The sequence below is a fragment of the Pseudophaeobacter leonis genome, assembly GCF_002087335.1.
GTDB lineage: Bacteria > Pseudomonadota > Alphaproteobacteria > Rhodobacterales > Rhodobacteraceae > Pseudophaeobacter > Pseudophaeobacter leonis.
This window is the reverse complement of record NZ_MWVJ01000006.1, coordinates 129,994-146,662: the sequence shown is the minus strand read 5'-3', so window position 1 is coordinate 146,662 and position 16,669 is coordinate 129,994. Positions and strand designations below refer to the sequence as shown.

Genomic DNA, 16,669 nt, shown 5'->3' with positions numbered 1-16,669 from the left:
ATCATTTTTCAGCATCATATTTCCCCATGGTTGTCGCGTGGGTCGCACGCATTTGTGTACAACAGCAAATGAATCACTTGCCTTTATCGCGAAACTTGCCAGTAATCTTTCAAGAATGCCATTTCAAATTTGATGTTGTGTACATCAATGATTTTCATCTGTCAGAAAGGACCGCCCAGTGTCGCAAGGAAATGCCCCCTTCAGCCGCGCTGAATACAATCGCCGCATTGCCAAGACCCGCGCCGCTATGCAGCAGGCCGGGATCGAGCTGCTTTTTGTCACCGACCCGTCAAACCAGGCCTGGCTGACCGGCTATGATGGCTGGTCGTTTTATGTGCATCAGGGGGTCTTGCTGGGGCTGGAGGGCGAGCCGGTCTGGTGGGGGCGCTATATGGACAGTATTGGCGCCGGGCGCACCTGTTGGATGAGCCCGGACCATATCCACGGCTACGGGGACCACTATGTGCAATCCACCGAGTGCCATCCGATGCAGGATCTTGCAGCTCATATCCGCGCCTTGGGGTTTGAGCGGGGCCGCATCGGTGTCGAGATGGAGAATTATTACTACTCGGCCAAGGCGCATGCGGTGCTGGCCGAAGAGCTTGCACAGGCGCAGCTGCTGGATGCCACCGCATTGGTCAACTGGCAGCGTCTGATAAAATCCGAAGACGAGATTGGCTTTATTCGCAAGGCGGCGCGCATCACCGAAAAGGTCATGGCCACTGCACTTGAGCGCGCCGAGCCGGGCCTGCGCAAGAATGAACTGGTGGCGGATATTTTTCATGCGGGCATCACCGGTGTGGATGACATCTGGGGCGACTACCCGGCGATTGTGCCGCTGACGCCTTCGGGGCTGGATGCCACGGCCGCACATCTCACCTGGGACGGCACGCCAATGCGCAGCGGTGAGGCGACCTTTTTTGAGCTGTCGGGCTGCTATCGCCGCTATCACGCGCCGCTGTGCCGCACAGTCTATCTGGGCGCCCCGCCGCAAGAGGTGCTGGACGCCGAGGCGGCGCAGCTTGAAGGCATCGCAGCCGGGCTGGAGGCGGCGCGGGCGGGCAATCGCACCTGTGATATCGCCAATGCCTTTATCGGCGTGTTGCAAAAGCACGGTATTCACCGCGAGGGGCGCTGCGGCTATCCCATCGGCCTTAGCTATCCGCCGGACTGGGGCGAACGCAGTGCCTCGATCCGCTCTGAGGACCAGACGGTGCTGCAGCCCGGTATGGTGTTTCATTACATGCCGGCGCTCTGGATGGAGACCTGGGGGCTGGAGACCACCGAGACCATTCTCATCACCGAAAGCGGCGCGGCAGAGCCTCTGTGCAATGTTGAGCGCAAGCTCTTTGTGAAGGCATGAGACAGATGCAGGCGCTGGCACGCAGCAAGGAAATCATGCGCGATCTGGTCGCCTTTCCCTCTGTGTCAAGCGAGAGCAATCAGGACCTCATCGCCTATGCGACCGGATTGCTGGAAGACTGCGGCGCCAGGGTCGATCTCACCAGCTCACCCTGCGGCCGTAAGGCGAACCTGTTTGCCACGCTGGGCCCCGAGGTGGATGGTGGTATTTTGCTGTCCGGCCATAGTGATGTGGTGCCGGTGACGGATCAAAGCTGGTCCAGCGATCCCTTCACATTGGTCGAGCGAGACGACCGGCTTTATGGTCGCGGCAGCTGCGACATGAAGGGGTTTATCGCAGCCACTCTGGCGATGGCGCCGGTCTATGCCCAAAAGGTCAGCAAACGCCCGATGCATTTTGCCTTTACCTACGATGAGGAGGTTGGCTGTTTTGGCGCCCAGCATCTGGCCGAGAGCCTGAAGGCGCGTGGCCTGACGCCGGGGGTGGCCATTATTGGCGAGCCAACCGAGATGCGGGTGATCGAAGGCCATAAAGGTTGCTATGAATACAGCACGCATTTTCATGGGCTCGAAGGTCATGGGTCGGCTCCGGATCTGGGGGTTAACGCGGTAGAATATGCGGTGCGCTATGTGGCAGAGCTGTTGCAGCTGAAACAGCGCTTGCGTGCGATGGCGCCCGCAGGCAGCCGCTTTGATCCGCCCTGGACCACGGTGAATGTCGGCGCTTTTCAGGGCGGGGTTGCCCACAACGTGATTGCCTCAAAGGCGCAGGTGGATTGGGAAATGCGCCCGGTCAGCGCCCGGGACGCCGATTTTGTCAAATCTGCCCTGCGCCAGCTGTGCGAGACTGAACTGCTGCCCGCGATGCGCCAGACCCACCCAGAGGCAGACATAACGCTCGAGACAATTGGCGAGGTCGCAGGTCTTGAGCCAATGGATCAAAACGAGGCCAAGCGGATTATGTCGGAGCTGACCGGTGCCAATGGCGCCGATCTGGTTGCCTTTGGCACCGAAGCCGGTATTTTTCAGGCTCTTGGCATGGATGTGGTTGTCTGCGGTCCCGGCTCTATCAATCAGGCCCATAAGGCGGATGAGTATCTGGCGGTGGATCAGCTCGATCAATGCCTGTCGGTGTTGCAACGACTTGGGAGATACCTCTAGGTGACTGAAAAACCTTGCCGGCACAGGATATTCTGGGCGACACAGGCCTTTCGGTGCGCGACCGTCATGCCCTGATGCACCATGAGATCCGCCAGCGGATTTGCCTGTTGGACTACCTGCCGGGCACCCGTCTCTCCGAGGCAGCTCTGGCTGAGGAGTTTGGCACCAGCCGCACGCCGATCCGCCGGGTTCTGGCCCGGCTTGAGGACGAAGGTGTGTTGCAGTCGCACCACGGGGTTGGCACTTTGGTTACCGATGCGGACCTTGACGAGCTGGAACAGGTCTATCGTCTGCGCGTCGAGCTGGCCGTTTTGACGGCGCGCCTTGACCCGGTGATGCCGGACGCAGGATTTATCGCTCATTTTGACCAGTTGGTGGCGCGCGGCGCGGAAATTGTCACCTCTGGCACGGCGCGGGCCTTTACCCAGGTTGATATTGATGTGTTTCAGGCGCTGTCGCAGCTCACGGCGAATATGCCGCTGCGCCAGACCCTTGAGAGACTGTACTTTCAGACCAAACGCCTGTGGTTGCGGGCGGCAGAAGAGGCGCAGCTGGATCTGCAGGCCGAGTTCCGCATCTTTCAGCATGAGCTGGAGGCTATTCAGCTGGCGCTGCAGTCCGGTGATCTTGAGGCGGTTGCGCATATTCAGCGGGCGCATATCTCGATGAGCTTTAAGCGATTGCAGCAACACAGCCGCTAGGGCGCTGGCAGCCCGATGCTGCGCGCGGTCGGCCCTATCCCTATGGAAAGGGCCAGACCCCGATCACGGCCGCGTGCAGATGCAATGCCGCCAGCCAGCAGATCAGTCCAATAGCGCATCGCAGAGACAGGGCGCGCAGGTATTTGCGCCACCAGCCCGTGTTGCAGAGCGGCGCCAGCGACAACCAGGCGCTATGGGAAAAGAGCTCCGCAGATTTGGCGCCCAGCAGACGGGCGGCCGTTTTGTCAAATACCCACATCGCCAAAAGCGGGAAGGCTGCGAAACTGCCAAAGACGATAGCATGCGCAAGGTCGCCGTTGACCACCAGATGCACGAGGGCCCAAAGCAGCAGCGCCACCAGTACCGGATGGCGACTGACGGCGGCAAAGCCGGGATTGGTTGCATAAAACTCTGTTTCTCTGGCGCCCCCAAGCGTGTTGGCATTGGCCACACCCATGCCGCAGCTGGCGAGCACAAAAGCTAGGGGAACGACAAGGTTGGCCAGCCAGCGCATCCAGGGCGCTTCGGCCACAGTTCGACATGGGGCGCGCGCCCGGCCGCCATAATCCCCCAGGCCAGCAGCGCCGGCGACAAAAATCCATCGGCGGAAAAATAGACCCGCCGTCCCAGACGCGCGATGAGCATTTCACGCAGGCCTCCAATACGGGGCGCAAAGTGGCTGCCGAGAAACGCGGCCATTGCCAGCGCAAAGGCGGCCCAGCCTGTCATCGCGGCGTCCCGCTCAGCACCTGCAGGCGCTGCGGATCTGTTACCACGACACGTTTGCGCGTCGATTTGACGATTGCAGCCTTTTCCCAGGCCGACAGCAGGCGGCTGACGGTGTGCAGGGTGGTGCCGGTCATCTCGGAGATGTTTTGCCGGGTGATCGGAAAGTCGATTTCGACACCGCCTCCCACCGCGCGCCCCGACTGTTCAGCCAGTCGCAGCAGGGCCGCCGCAACCCGTTGATCTACCGCCTGCGTTGCCAGCTCGGTGATGCGGGTCTGCATCTCTCCGAGGCGCGCGCTCAGGGTCTTGTAGCTCTCGGTGGCAAAGCCGGGATAGCTCTGGGTGAACTCCTGCCACAAGCGGGTTGGCCAGACCAGCGCCAGCGAATCCGAGGCGGCAATGGCGCTGGCGGGGTAGGTGTCGCGCTGCAATGCGGGGGCTATGCCAAACAGCTGACCGGGAGAGATGTGCAGAACAATGATCTGTTCCCCTTCGGGCGTGGTGCGCACCACCCGCAAATAGCCATCCAGCAGCAGATAAAACCGATCCACCTCAAAACCTTCGTGGAAAATCACCGTCTCGGGTTCATACCGCTTTGCCGTCGCCTGATCGAGGATCTCGCGGATTTGCGACCGGGTCAGCTGCGAAAAGGGCGGCAGGTCTTTCAGCAGGCTTGCGTCGAGTTGGGTCAAAGGCGCTCCTGGGCTGCTGTTGTGTTGCAGGCGTTTGCGCCTGAGTTTGCGATGGGACAAGGTTCTGTCCGTGCTTTTAGCCCATAGGGGGGGCTTATAAAATACCCGGTAGCCGTCCCAGGCTGCCCGCCTCAGGCTGCCCGTCCCGGCAAATGGCTGCTGTTGCTGCCAGGATCCCTGCCGCTGGTCAGTCCTGTGAGGAGCCCGTTTATGACACCCCGCCCAGCCTATACTGGTCCCGCCCTGTTCTCCTATGGATTTCGCCCGTTCTTTGCCGGGGCCAGTGTTTTTGCGCTGCTGGTGGTGCCGCTCTGGCTGCTGATCTGGCAGGGCAGGCTGGACTATCAGGGGCCGTTCCCGGTGGTGGACTGGCATATTCACGAGATGATCTTTGGCTACGGCAGTGCTGTGCTGGCCGGGTTCTTGTTCACAGCCGTGCCCAATTGGACCGGGCGCATGCCCCTGCGCGGCTGGCCGCTGGCGACGTTGTTTATGGTGTGGCTGCTGGGACGGGTGGTGCTCTGGGGCGGTGAGGGGGTGCCGCAGGGGGTGATCCTGGTGCTGGACAGTGCATTTTTGCTGCTGGTGGCCCTGATGATTGCGCGCGAAGTCATTGCCGGACAGAACTGGCGTAACCTCAAGGTTCTGGTGCCGGTGCTGCTGCTTGGCGGCGCCAATATCCTGTTTCACCTTGAGATCATGCTGGGCGGCGTGTCTGACTATGGCCGTCGTCTGGGACTCGCACTGCTGGTGTTTTTGATCCTGCTGATCGGAGGCCGCATCATTCCCAGCTTTACCCGAAACTGGCTGGCAAAGGAGCGCGGTCGCGATGTGCCTATGCCGGTTGCATTTTCCCGATTTGACGGCGTTTCTTTGGGCATAGGCGCTGTGGCGCTGCTGGGGTGGGTGCTTGCACCCGAGGCGCTCTTATCGGGTTTGCTGCTGTTTGTGGCGGCTGCCCTGCACGGCCTGCGCCTGTTGCGCTGGCGCGGTCTGGCGGTGCTGGCCTCGCCTTTATTGGTGATGTTGCATTTCGCATATCTCTTTGTGGCGCTGGGGCTGTTGGTGTCCGGGTTTGCCGCCATTGGCGTGATGGCCAGGATCGCCGCGGTACATCTGTTGGGAATCGGAGCCGTTGGCGGCATGACAATGGCCGTGATAATGCGGGCGTCGAGTGGCCATACCGCGCGGGATCTGGTGGCGGGACCGGGGTTGACCGCTGGGTTTATACTGTTGTTGCTGGCAGCCCTTACCCGCGTGGCGGGAAATGTTGCGCCACAGTTCGGGGTCGACTGGGTGCTGCTGTCGGGCGTGTTGTGGACGCTGTCCTTTGCGGTGCTGTGCCTGCGTATGCTACCCTGGCTATTGGCTGTAAACACAGCGAGGCGCAGCCCCAACCCCAGGGCTAAAAATACCCCAACCCAAAGCTAGTATTGCCATAATTTCCCCGCCGTTGTGTCTTGTTGCGATGCGCCCGACCTTAGGCCGCGCGCCGCAGTCTTGACCTGTGAAAGGGTGCGTTTGCGGGTTTGTGCCCTAAGATCCGATCAGTTCAGATCACACAAAATGCACAGGTTAAGAGTGTATACTCCCTTTGGCGGCAGAGCCCAAAACCCCCAGTATTTTAGGGTTCAATATTTTAACCTTGAAATAATGCGCAAATGCCGCCTACAGTTTTGAGCAAGGACCGCCCCCGGTCTGGCGTGATATGATCTGGCCAGACTGGGCGGCGCGTTCACTGCTCTCGCCAAGTTCCACAAAGATGGCGCAGCGAGAGCGGGCGAAGAAAAACTGGCGTCTCCCGGCTGATGCGGGAATAGTGACGCCATGCAACCTGCGGTCAACGTGGGGCAAAAAGAACGAGAAACATGGGAGAATGTTTGAAATGAAACTTCTGAAATCACTCGCGATGGCAACGGCCGTCTCGACGCTGGCTCTGTCGGCGCAGACTATGGCGGCGCAGGCCGAGACCAAAATTGGCATGATCACCACGCTTTCGGGCGGCGGTGCCGGGCTTGGCGTTGATGTGCGCGATGGCTTTATGCTGGCGATCGAGGCCGCAGGCCGCGACGATATTGTGGTGGTGATCGAGGACGATCAGCGCAAACCTGAAAGTGCGGTGCAGATTGCCGATCGCATGATCCAGTCGGAAAAAGTCGACATCATGACCGGCATTATCTGGTCCAACCTGGCGATGGCCGTTATTCCTGCCGCGACGGCGCAGGATGTGTTTTACCTGTCGCCAAATGCAGGCCCCTCGGCGCTGGCCGGTAAGCGCTGCCACAAGAATTATTTCAACGTGGCCTGGCAGAACGACAACCTGCATGAAGCCGCAGGCGCCTATGCCAATGATGCCAGCCTGAAGAACAGCTTTATTATGGCGCCGAACTATCCGGCGGGCAAAGATGCGCTGACCGGCTATAAACGCATGTATAGCGGTGAACTGGCAGGAGAGATCTACACCAAGCTGGGCCAGACCGACTATGCCGCCGAGATCGCGCAGATCCGCGCCTCTGGTGCCGACTCGGTTTATTTCTTCCTGCCCGGTGGCATGGGGATTTCCTTCCTCAAGCAATATGCCGACAGCGGCGTGGATCTGCCCGTTGTGGGCCCGGCCTTCAGCTTTGATCAGGGGATCTTGCAGGCGGTCGGTAAAGCGGCGCTGGGCATCAAGAACACCTCTCAGTGGAACAAAGACATCGACAACGCGGCCAATGCGGCCTTCGTTGCAGATTTCCAGGCGAAATATGACCGTCTGCCCTCGCTCTATGCGAGCCAGGGTTTTGACACGGCCAACCTGATCCTCAGCGCGCTGGACAAGGCAGATGTCAAGGACCAGGACGCCTTCCGCGCCGCCCTTGAGGCTGCCGAGTTCGACTCCGTTCGGGGGGATTTCAAATTTGGTCCCAACCACCACCCGGTGCAAAACATCTATGTGCGCGAAGTGATCCAGGAAGGTGATATCTTCACCAACAAGATCATCGCCACCGGTCTGAGCAATCACGCTGACGCCTATGCGTCTGAGTGCAAAATGTAACAGACCTTGAAAGTCGGGGCTGTGCCGCGCGCAGCCCCGACACAAGAAAGAACCCCCATGTCTTTTATTCTCATTCTTGAGCAGGTCCTGAACGGGTTACAGTTCGGGGTCATGCTCTTTCTGATGGCTGCTGGTCTGACGCTGGTCTTTGGTGTCATGGGGTTGATCAACCTCGCCCATGGCTCGCTTTATATGGTGGGGGCTTTTGCAGCCGCCGCTGTGGCCGGGCTGACCGGGTCGTTTTTGCTGGCTTTGATCGCCTCGCTGGCCGCCGCTGCTGCCGCCGGCGCGCTGGTTGAGGTCACTGTTATTCGCAGGCTTTATGACCGCGACCATCTGGATCAGGTGCTGGCGACCTTTGCGCTGATCCTGATCTTCTCTGAGGGCACCCGCTGGCTGTTTGGCTCCTTTCCGCTGTTTCTGGATGTTCCAGCCTATCTGTCCGGGCCGGTGACGCTGCCGTTTGGTATTCAGTACCCGCTATATCGGCTGGCGATTATCGCCATTGGGCTGGTGGTGGGAGCCGGGCTGTTCTGGCTGATCGCCCGCACCCGCATTGGGGTGCAGATCCGCGCCGGTGAGGCCGACCGCGAGATGATCGCCGCGCTGGGCGTGGATATCTCCAAGCTCTACACCGTGGTCTTTGCGCTGGGGGCCGCGCTTGCGGGGCTTGCCGGTGCGCTGGTCGGCGCCATTCAGTCGGTTCAGGTCGGCATGGGAGAGCCGGTGTTGATCCTCGCCTTTGTTGTCATCGTCATTGGCGGCATCGGCTCTATCAAGGGCGCGCTGGTTGGCGCATTGCTGGTCGGGCTGACCGACACCCTGGGGGGCGTGTTTCTGCCCCGACTGTTTGCCCTGATGCTTGAGCCCGCGGATGCCGCCTCGCTGGGGGCCTCGCTGGCCTCAATGCTGATCTATATCCTGATGGCGGCGGTTTTGCTGGTGCGCCCATCGGGGCTATTTGGAGGGAGCGCATAACATGGGGCGCGAAAGATTGTTTAACGCGGCCATGCTGCTGGCGCTGCTGGCGGTGCCGCTGCTGGCCTGGGGGCTGCAAGAGCCCTTTATCATCACGCTGGCAACCAAGGTAGCCATTCTGGCGCTGGCCGGGGTTGGCCTCAATATTGCCCTGGGTCTGGGCGGATTGGTGAGCCTGGGCCACGCGGCCTTCTTTGGCATTGGTGGCTATGCCATGGGCACTCTGGCCTCGCATGCGCAGAATTATGAGCCGCTGTTCAGCTGGCCCTTTCTGTTTGAAGGCAGCAATCAGATGCCGCTGATCTGGCTCACGGCGGTGCTGGCCAGCGCTTCCGGCGCGCTGGTGATTGGTGCCTTGTCGCTGCGCACCTCTGGGGTCTATTTCATCATGATCACCTTGGCCTTTTGCCAGATGCTATATTATTTTGCCATCAGCTGGTCGGCCTACGGCGGCGAAGATGGCCTGTCGATCTGGGTGCGCAACGAGATGCCGGGGCTGAATACGCTGGACCCAATCCAGTTCTTTGCCGTGGCCTTTGGCGTCTTGTGTCTGGCCCTGTGGTTTTCCGCCCGTTTGGCGCGCTCGGCCTTTGGTCTGGCGCTTTCAGCGGCGCGTCAATCCGAAGAACGGGTTGAAACCGTTGGTCTGGCACCGTTCAAGCTGCGGCTGGTGGCCTTTGTCATCTCTGGTCCCATCACCGGTCTGGCAGGCGCTCTGTTTGCCGATCTCAACCGTTTTGTCAGCCCGACGATGCTGAGCTGGCACACCAGCGGCGAGATCATGATCTTTGTCATTCTTGGCGGGGTGGGGCGGCTTTATGGGCCATTGGTTGGTGCTGCGGTCTATATCCTGCTGGAACATCTTTTGGGCGGTATCAGCGAATACTGGCAGATCTTCCTGGGGCTGTTGCTGCTGGGCATGGTGCTGTTTGCCCGTGGCGGCCTTATTGGAGCCCCTGTTGGGTCGGGAGGTGGCGCATGACTAATCCCGTTCTCAAAGTAGAAAATCTGTCCAAAAGCTTCGGTGCGCTGAAGGCCAGCAATGACGTCTCGCTGGATCTGCGCCCCGGTGAAATCCACGCGCTGATCGGCCCAAATGGCGCCGGGAAATCCACCCTGATTAAGCAAATCTCAGGAGGCTTGCGCCCGGATGCGGGGCGCATAGAGGTGCTGGGGCGCGATGTCACCGTGCTTGATACCGTGGCGCGGGCCCGCATGGGGCTGGGACGGACCTTTCAGATCTCGTCGCTGGCGATGGAGTTCTCTGTGCTGCAAAACGCGGTGCTGGGGGCGCTGGGCGCACGCGGCCGCGCCTTTGGTCTGTTTCGAAACGTGATGAGGGACGCAGCCCTGCTGGAAACTGCCCATGACGCCCTGTCACGCGTCGGCCTGCAGGACGTTGCACAGCAACGCACCGCCGATCTGAGCCACGGCCAACGGCGCCAGCTTGAGGTGGCGGTGGCCCTGACTCTGAAACCACGTTTGTTCCTGATGGACGAACCCATGGCGGGACTTGGCGCCAGTGGCTCAAAAGAGCTGACCGGTTTTTTGGACGCGCTGCGCCAGGAGGCGCCGATCCTGTTGGTGGAACCTGATATGGATGCGGTCTTTGCCCTGGCGGACCGTATTTCGGTGCTGGTCTATGGCGCGGTGATCGCCACCGGCACCGCAGATGAGATTCGCAATAATCCAGAGGTGCGCCGTGCCTATCTGGGCGAAGAGGAGCTGGCATGAGCCTTTTGACAGTCCGCGGCCTCACGGCCTCCTATGGCCCTTCGCAGGCTTTGTTTGGTGTCGACCTCGCCATCAATGAGGGCGAGGTGCTGGCGCTGATGGGGCGCAATGGCATGGGCAAAAGCACGACGATCAAGGTGATCTGTGGCATGCTGGCAGCCTCGGATGGGGTGCTGGAGTTTGCCGGATCCGATTTGCGGCGGCTAAAATCGCACCAGATTGCCCGTCTGGGCATTGGCCTCGTGCCCGAGGGGCGGCGTTGCTTTGCGCCGCTGACGGTTGAGGAAAACCTGACGGCTGCTGCCCGCCCGGGTGACTGGGATTTTGCCAAGGTGGCACAACTTTTCCCGCGTCTGGCCGAACGCCGGACCCAAAAGGCGGCCTCTCTGTCCGGCGGTGAGCAGCAGATGCTGGCGATTGGTCGCGCCCTGATGACCAACCCGCGCCTACTGATCCTCGACGAGGCCACCGAAGGTCTGGCGCCTGTGGTGCGTCAGGAAATCTGGGCCGCCATCGCGCAGCTGAAATCTCAGACCGGCATGTCCATTCTGGTGGTCGACAAAACCCTGAAGGAACTCGCCCAGATCGCCGATCACGCGGTGATCCTGAACCGGGGCCAAAGTGTGTGGACCGGCCGCATGGACGCGCTGACCCCGGATCTGACGGATCAGTATCTGGGGGTTTGAGAGGTCACAGAGGGCAGGGCGCGTCTGCGGGCGTGACCACAGCCTTTGTTCCTTTGTGGAGGTCAGCAAGCCTGTTATTCAATGGCACACCATATTTTGTGTCGTGCCTGTTAAATAGCAGAGAAATAAATGAAAAAATCCGTAGTACTGATCCTTTGTTCCTTTTTGGCGTTGGCAGTCTTTTTGACCTACAAGGTCCATGTCTTTTTCAGGGTTTGGGGCGGTGGCGTTGAACAACAAAATGTTGGCACCGCATTTAGATCGCTAACCAATAGGATGATCATTCTAGAAACCTTTAGTGCAACGTATGATGCAAGCAGCGGTCCTTGTGTGATTGTGAGGGATGTGAACGAGACTGATTTATGCCAATCTCGGGTCGAAATCAGAACCTATGACCAATCATCAACCTGCTATCCTGCAAATATTATCGCCAAACGCATCAATGGGTACTACCCCAAGGAGGGGGAGTTCGTGGTGCATATCTTCGCTCAATCTCGATATGCCGCTTTGGAGAATGGCCTCTACGCCCATTTGGACGCGGGGCAAGCTCCCCCATGGAGCATTGATGAACTGAATTTCCAAAGCAACCGTCTCAATAAGGTTGGACGTTGGCGTCCCTATTCACCATGGGGTCTGGGGCAAAAGGGCTTGAGTGAGTGCGGTGATTTTTTCGTCTACACATACGGGGAATAGGAATAACGGGCGCATATTTCGACTTCACGCTGGATAAGAGGATTTCTGCGATAATCATTGGGTCGGCAGATAACACCCTGCTACTCCACCCCATGCCGCCGCCGCACACTCGCAGGTCGGCCCGGCAGCATAAGGCTGGCGTCACCGCGCGGCGTACGGGCGATGACCTTGCCCTTGGACACAACCGCCAGACGGGCGGGCCGCAGACGTACCGCTTCGGTTGGGTCTGCGGCATCCAGTACCACCATTGAGGCCTGCGCTCCGATCTTTAGCCCGTAGTCCTGCGCGCCAATGATTTGGGCGTTGGTCTCTGTGACCATGGTAAAGCAGCGCGCCATCTCGTCCGGGTGGCTCATCTGCGCCACATGCAGCCCCATAAAGGCGACATCCAGCATGTCGCCGGTGCCCAGTGAATACCAGGGGTCACGCACGCAGTCCTGCCCCCAGCCCACCGGAATGCCAAGCGCCTGCATTTCCTTCACCCGCGTCAGCCCGCGGCGTTTAGGAAAGGTGTCATGGCGGCCCTGCAGCATGATGTTGATCAGCGGATTGGGAATTGCCGAAATCCCGGCCTCGGCGATCAGCGGCAGCAGCTTTGAGACATAGTAGTTGTCCATCGAATGCATCGAGGTGAGATGCGAGCCGACAACCCGTCCCTGCAGTCCCAGACGCTGGCTTTCCTGTGCCAGGGTTTCGATATGGCGCGACATCGGGTCATCGCTCTCATCACAGTGCATATCCACCATCAGGCCGCGCTGGGCGGCGATTTCGCAGAGGTCGCGCACCGAGGCAGCCCCATCCGCCATGCTGCGTTCAAAATGGGGAATGCCGCCGACAACCTCGACCCCCATATCCAGCGCGCGCAGCAGGTTCTCACGCCCATTGGGCGCGCGATAAAGCCCGTCTTGCGGGAAGGCAACCAGTTGCAGATCGATGTAGTCTTTGACCTTGTCACGCACCTCAAGCATGGCGGTAACGGTATTGACGTGGTCCGGCGTGGTATCCACATGGCTGCGGATCGTGAGCAACCCGAGGCTGGCGGCCCAGTCGCAATAGGTCAGGGCGCGCGCCACCATGTCGTCAACACTTGCCTGATCCCGCAGCTCTCCCCACAGCGAGATGCCTTCCAGCAGAGTACCCGAGGCATTCATGCGTGGCAGCCCGTAGGACAGGGTGGCATCCAGATGGAAATGCGGGTCCACAAAGGGCGGCGCGACCAGATCACCGGTCGCCTCAATCACCTCACGTGCCTCGGCGTCGATCCTGGGCGCGATGGCGGCAATACGGTCGCCGGTGATGGCAATATCCCTCTGGGTGCCATCGGGCAGGCTGCCGCCCTTGATCAGCAGGTCAAACATCATCTTTCACCCTTGTTGAACGGCACCATCAGGGCCGCGGGAATTTCGGCGCGGCGTGACATCAGCACCAGCGCCAGAATGGACAGGAAATAGGGCATCATCAAAAACACCTGATAGGGCACCACAGCGCCAATGCCTGTTTGTTGCAGGCGGATCTGCAGCGCGTCAAAGGCGGCAAACAATATCGCGCCCATGACGGCCTTGCCGGGCTTCCAGGCGCCAAACACCCCCAGCGCGATACAGATCCAGCCGCGCCCGTTGACCATGTCAAAAAAGAAGCTGTCAAGCCAGACAGCGTCAGAAACGCGCCGCCCACGGCCATAAAGCCAGAGCCCACAATCACGGCCCCCATGCGGATGGCGGTCACTGACAGCCCCTGTGCGGCCACCGCCGAGGGGCTTTCTCCGGCGGCGCGCACCGCCAGCCCCAAGGGCGTGCGATAGAGCACCAGCGCGGTCAGAGCTGCCAGCACAAAGGCGGCATAGGTCAGCGGTGTCTGAGAGAACAGCGCTGGGCCGACCAGTGGCAGATCCGACAGAAACGGGACCTCATAGGGTTGAAAGGCGGTGATCTTTGGCGGCGACGAGACCTCGGGCAGCACAACGCGGTAGGTGTAAAAGGTCAGCGATGTCGCCAGCAGCGTCAGGCCAATGCCCACCACATGCTGGACAGACCAAAGGGCACGCTGAGGATGGAATGCACCAGCCCCAGCATCATGCCGGTCAGCATCGCCACAGCCACCCCGCCCCAAAGCGGCAGGCCGGCCCAGACCGCGATCCAGCCAGCAAAGGCACCGGCCACCATAATGCCCTCAATACCAAGGTTCAAAACCCCGGCGCGCTCGCAGATCAGCTCACCCAGGGTGGCAAAGATCAGGGGCGATGCAATGCGGATGGCAGCGGCCCAGAAACTGGCAGAGAGCAGAATATCGAAAAGATCCATATCAGTCTCTCCGCACACGGAATTTGGTCAGCAGGATTGCCAGCACCATGAACAACAGGGCCGAGGCCAGCATGATGTCAGCGATATAGCTGGGCACACCCACGGCGCGGCTCATACTGTCGGCGCCGACAAAGATTGCTGCAACAAACAGCGCCGCCAGCACCACTCCCAGAGGGTGCAGCAGCGCCAGCATGGCAACAACGATGCCGGTGTAGCCAAAGCCGGGACTGAGATCGAGTGTCAGCGAGCCTTTGAGGCCAGCGACCTCAGAGAACCCTGCAAGCCCGGCCAGCCCGCCAGACAGCAGCGCGGTTTTCAGGATCACGGCAGTGACAGGGATGCCGGCAAAACCGGCGGCCTCGGCGTTTTGACCGACAGCGCGCATCTCGTAGCCCAGGGTGGTGCGGGTATTGATTACCCAGACCACAAGGGCGGCCAGCAGCGCCAGCGCAAAGCCCCAGTGCAGCCGTAGCCCGTCAACCAGTCGCGGCAGGCGGGCCTCAGGCAAGAGCCGCGCCGATTTGGGCCAGCCCATGACCATGGGATCCTTTAGCGGACCTTCCAGCAGGTAGGAGACAAACAGCAGAAAGATGAAATTGAACAGTAGCGTTGTCACCACTTCGTCCACGCCCAGCCGGGTTTTCAGCAGTGCAGGCCCCAGCAGCATGGCGGCTCCTGCCAGCATGGCGGCAATGCCGCAGAGCGGCAGCATCAGATAGGCGGGCAGCCCAAGTGCTCCCGTCCCCAGAATGACGGTGAGAACCGCGCCGGCATAAAGCTGCGCCTCAGCCCCGATGTTCCACAGTTTGGCGCGAAAGGCGACCGCGATGGCCAGCCCGGTAAAATCAGCGGTGTGGCACTGTAGAGGGTTTCCAGCACTGCGAATTTTGAACCAAAAGCGCCCGTGAGGATCAGGCCAAACACCGCAAAGGGATTGCCGCCTGCAATCATCGCCAGCCGCGCTGCCACCAGAAAGGTTGCAAGGATTGCCAGCGCGGGTGGCACAAGGCGTCGGGCCGTGCTGGGCGCCGCAATAGGTTCAAGCCGCATCAGGGGCCTCCGCATCAAAGCCATGACCGGCCATCCAGGCGCCCAGCTCATCGGGGCGCATGGTGCCACGGGCAAAGCCGGGGCTGAGACGGCCTTCGGAGATCACATGGATCACATCGGAGAGTTGCATGATTTCATCCAGATCTTCAGAGATCAGCAGCACGGCGGCGCCGCGATCACGGGCGCGGGCCAGCTCTGCATGCACATAGTTTACCGCCCCGATATCAAGACCGCGCACGGGCTGGTTGGCCAGAATGATTTGCGGGGTTTCTTCCAGCACGCGGCCCAGAATCAGCTTTTGCATATTGCCGCCCGAGAGCAGGCGAATGCGAATGTCGGGTCCGGGGCAGCGCACATCATAGCCCTTGATCAGCTCTTTGGTAAAGGCGCGCGCGCGGGCCCAGTCCATCCAGCCGCGACGGCTGAAGCGGCTGGCATAGGTTTCCAGCATGGCGTTCTCGGTCAGGTCAAAATCGGCAATGGTGCCGGTCTTGTGCCGGTCCTCGGGAATGCGGGCAATGCCGCTGGCAATGGCCGTGCGCGGCGACCAACGGCCTGGGGCCTCATCCGCCAGGAGCATCTCGCCCTGGGCGGGGCTGATCAGGCCCGAGATCAGATCGGACAGCGCGGCCTGGCCATTGCCAGAGACCCCGGCAAGCCCGGTGATCTGGCCCGCTGCCAGCTCAAGACTGAGGGATTTTAGTCCCGGCGCCGCCCCGTGATCTGGGGTCGAGACCGCGCGCAGCGACAGCAACGCGGCACCGGCGGCGCGGGCCTCTATCTTGGGCGACGAGACCTCGGCGCCAACCATCAGTGCTGCAAGCTCCGCACGGTCTGTTTGTTCGGTTGCGCGCTCTGCCACCAGCCTGCCGTGGCGCAGTACCAGCACCCGGTGCGAGATGGCCATGACCTCGTGTAGTTTGTGGCTGATGAAGATCACCGACAGCCCGGTCGCGATTGCCTCACGCAGGGTGGCAAACAGCGCCTCGGCCTCTTGCGGGGTCAGCACGGCGGTGGGCTCATCGAGGATCAGGATCTTTGCGTCGCGGTACAGCGCCTTGAGGATCTCGACCCGCTGGCGTTCGCCAACGGTGAGACGCGCGACCTTGGCATTTGGGTCCACCTTGAGATGAAACTGCGCGGACAGGGCGCGAATGCGCGCCTTTACTTCGCGGGGGCGTAAGGAGAGGCCTGACAGGTGGTCGACACCCAGAACGATATTCTCCCAGACAGCCAGATTATCAGCCAGGGTAAAATGCTGATGCACCATGCCGACGCCCGCATCCAGCGCCGCACGCGGAGCACCGGGGGGCAGGGGCTGGCCAAACAGCGTGACCGATCCGGCATCGGCGGTGTATTGACCAAAGAGGAAGTTCATCAGAGTGGTCTTGCCGGCGCCATTCTCCCCCAGCAGCGCGATGACTTCACCGCGATGCAGATCAAAGCTCACATCCTCATTGGCCGTGACCGGACCAAAGCGTTTGGTAATGCCTTGAAGGCGTAGGACAACCTGCGCCTCTGGATTTTTGCTCATGCGATCAGGCCC

General features: G+C 60.6%; 12 protein-coding genes and 4 pseudogenes. 10 read left to right on the top strand and 6 right to left on the bottom strand.

Features of this window, described 5'->3' with window-relative positions; all coding sequences use genetic code 11:
* Positions 1 to 178: 178 nt before the first annotated feature.
* Genes B4968_RS03085 through B4968_RS03075 form a run of 3 tightly spaced genes read left to right on the top strand, consistent with a single transcriptional unit; the run spans position 179 to position 3,224 of the window.
* Complete coding sequence (locus B4968_RS03085; RefSeq protein WP_083096493.1) at positions 179 to 1,363, top strand: M24 family metallopeptidase; 1,185 nt, start codon at positions 179 to 181, stop codon at positions 1,361 to 1,363.
* Positions 1,364 to 1,368: 5 nt separating this feature from the next.
* Positions 1,369 to 2,523, top strand: coding sequence for an acetylornithine deacetylase (argE, locus tag B4968_RS03080; protein ID WP_083096491.1), 1,155 nt, complete (start codon positions 1,369 to 1,371; stop codon positions 2,521 to 2,523).
* Positions 2,524 to 2,537: 14 nt separating this feature from the next.
* Positions 2,538 to 3,224: a GntR family transcriptional regulator gene (locus B4968_RS03075; RefSeq protein ID WP_241525522.1), complete on the top strand. Its 687-nt coding sequence runs from the start codon at positions 2,538 to 2,540 to the stop codon at positions 3,222 to 3,224.
* 40 nt (positions 3,225 to 3,264) lie between these two features.
* On the opposite strand, the pseudogene B4968_RS03070 reads toward B4968_RS03075, so the two are convergent.
* Positions 3,265 to 3,923: pseudogene (locus B4968_RS03070) on the bottom strand (NnrU family protein).
* A 26-nt stretch (positions 3,924 to 3,949) separates the two neighbouring features.
* Positions 3,950 to 4,645 (bottom strand): Crp/Fnr family transcriptional regulator, encoded by a 696-nt coding sequence (locus B4968_RS03065; RefSeq protein ID WP_083096489.1) that lies wholly within the window; start codon positions 4,643 to 4,645, stop codon positions 3,950 to 3,952.
* 210 nt (positions 4,646 to 4,855) lie between these two features.
* Between B4968_RS03065 and B4968_RS03060 the strand changes: the two genes are divergently transcribed.
* The 7 genes and pseudogenes from B4968_RS03060 to B4968_RS03030 all read left to right on the top strand — a co-directional run bounded on the left by B4968_RS03060 (position 4,856) and on the right by B4968_RS03030 (position 11,773).
* Positions 4,856 to 6,076: an NnrS family protein gene (locus tag B4968_RS03060; protein ID WP_083096486.1), complete on the top strand. Its 1,221-nt coding sequence runs from the start codon at positions 4,856 to 4,858 to the stop codon at positions 6,074 to 6,076.
* Positions 6,077 to 6,530: 454 nt separating this feature from the next.
* Entirely contained in the window at positions 6,531 to 7,682 is a 1,152-nt protein-coding gene (locus tag B4968_RS03055) for an ABC transporter substrate-binding protein (RefSeq protein ID WP_083096509.1), read from the top strand.
* 57 nt (positions 7,683 to 7,739) lie between these two features.
* Entirely contained in the window at positions 7,740 to 8,660 is a 921-nt protein-coding gene (locus B4968_RS03050; RefSeq protein WP_083096507.1) for a branched-chain amino acid ABC transporter permease, read from the top strand.
* Position 8,661: 1 nt separating this feature from the next.
* Positions 8,662 to 9,646: pseudogene (locus B4968_RS03045) on the top strand (branched-chain amino acid ABC transporter permease).
* The gene (locus tag B4968_RS03040; protein ID WP_083096483.1) at positions 9,639 to 10,394 is read left to right on the top strand and encodes an ABC transporter ATP-binding protein; all 756 of its coding nucleotides are present in this window, start codon (positions 9,639 to 9,641) and stop codon (positions 10,392 to 10,394) included. Before B4968_RS03045 ends, B4968_RS03040 begins: the two are co-directional and overlap by 8 nt.
* A complete protein-coding gene (locus B4968_RS03035) occupies positions 10,391 to 11,080 on the top strand; it encodes an ABC transporter ATP-binding protein (protein ID WP_083096481.1) in 690 nt (229 codons plus the stop codon). The genes B4968_RS03040 and B4968_RS03035 overlap by 4 nt, the downstream gene beginning before the upstream one ends.
* Positions 11,081 to 11,209: 129 nt before the next feature.
* Positions 11,210 to 11,773: a hypothetical protein gene (locus B4968_RS03030; protein ID WP_083096479.1), complete on the top strand. Its 564-nt coding sequence runs from the start codon at positions 11,210 to 11,212 to the stop codon at positions 11,771 to 11,773.
* 80 nt (positions 11,774 to 11,853) lie between these two features.
* Here the strand turns inward: B4968_RS03030 and B4968_RS03025 are convergent, their stop codons facing one another.
* From B4968_RS03025 to B4968_RS03010, 4 genes and pseudogenes are all read right to left on the bottom strand, one after another.
* On the bottom strand, positions 11,854 to 13,131 hold the full coding sequence (locus B4968_RS03025; protein WP_083096505.1) for an amidohydrolase family protein: 1,278 nt from the start codon (positions 13,129 to 13,131) through the stop codon (positions 11,854 to 11,856).
* A pseudogene (locus B4968_RS03020) lies at positions 13,131 to 14,073 on the bottom strand (ABC transporter permease). The gene B4968_RS03025 and the pseudogene B4968_RS03020 overlap by 1 nt, the downstream one beginning before the upstream one ends.
* A gap of 1 nt (position 14,074) precedes the next feature.
* A pseudogene (locus B4968_RS03015) lies at positions 14,075 to 15,123 on the bottom strand (ABC transporter permease).
* A complete protein-coding gene (locus tag B4968_RS03010; RefSeq protein WP_083096477.1) occupies positions 15,113 to 16,657 on the bottom strand; it encodes an ABC transporter ATP-binding protein in 1,545 nt (514 codons plus the stop codon). Before B4968_RS03010 ends, B4968_RS03015 begins: the two are co-directional and overlap by 11 nt.
* Positions 16,658 to 16,669: the final 12 nt, after the last annotated feature.

Coding starts and splice junctions, on each gene's coding strand:
- B4968_RS03035 (WP_083096481.1), top strand. CDS start 10,391: ATGAGCCTTTTGACAGTCCGCGGCCTCACGGCCTCCTATGGCCCTTCG.
- B4968_RS03055 (WP_083096509.1), top strand. CDS start 6,531: ATGAAACTTCTGAAATCACTCGCGATGGCAACGGCCGTCTCGACGCTG.
- argE (WP_083096491.1), top strand. CDS start 1,369: ATGCAGGCGCTGGCACGCAGCAAGGAAATCATGCGCGATCTGGTCGCC.
- B4968_RS03040 (WP_083096483.1), top strand. CDS start 9,639: ATGACTAATCCCGTTCTCAAAGTAGAAAATCTGTCCAAAAGCTTCGGT.
- B4968_RS03010 (WP_083096477.1), bottom strand. CDS start 16,657: ATGAGCAAAAATCCAGAGGCGCAGGTTGTCCTACGCCTTCAAGGCATT.
- B4968_RS03025 (WP_083096505.1), bottom strand. CDS start 13,131: ATGTTTGACCTGCTGATCAAGGGCGGCAGCCTGCCCGATGGCACCCAG.
- B4968_RS03030 (WP_083096479.1), top strand. CDS start 11,210: ATGAAAAAATCCGTAGTACTGATCCTTTGTTCCTTTTTGGCGTTGGCA.
- B4968_RS03050 (WP_083096507.1), top strand. CDS start 7,740: ATGTCTTTTATTCTCATTCTTGAGCAGGTCCTGAACGGGTTACAGTTC.
- B4968_RS03060 (WP_083096486.1), top strand. CDS start 4,856: ATGACACCCCGCCCAGCCTATACTGGTCCCGCCCTGTTCTCCTATGGA.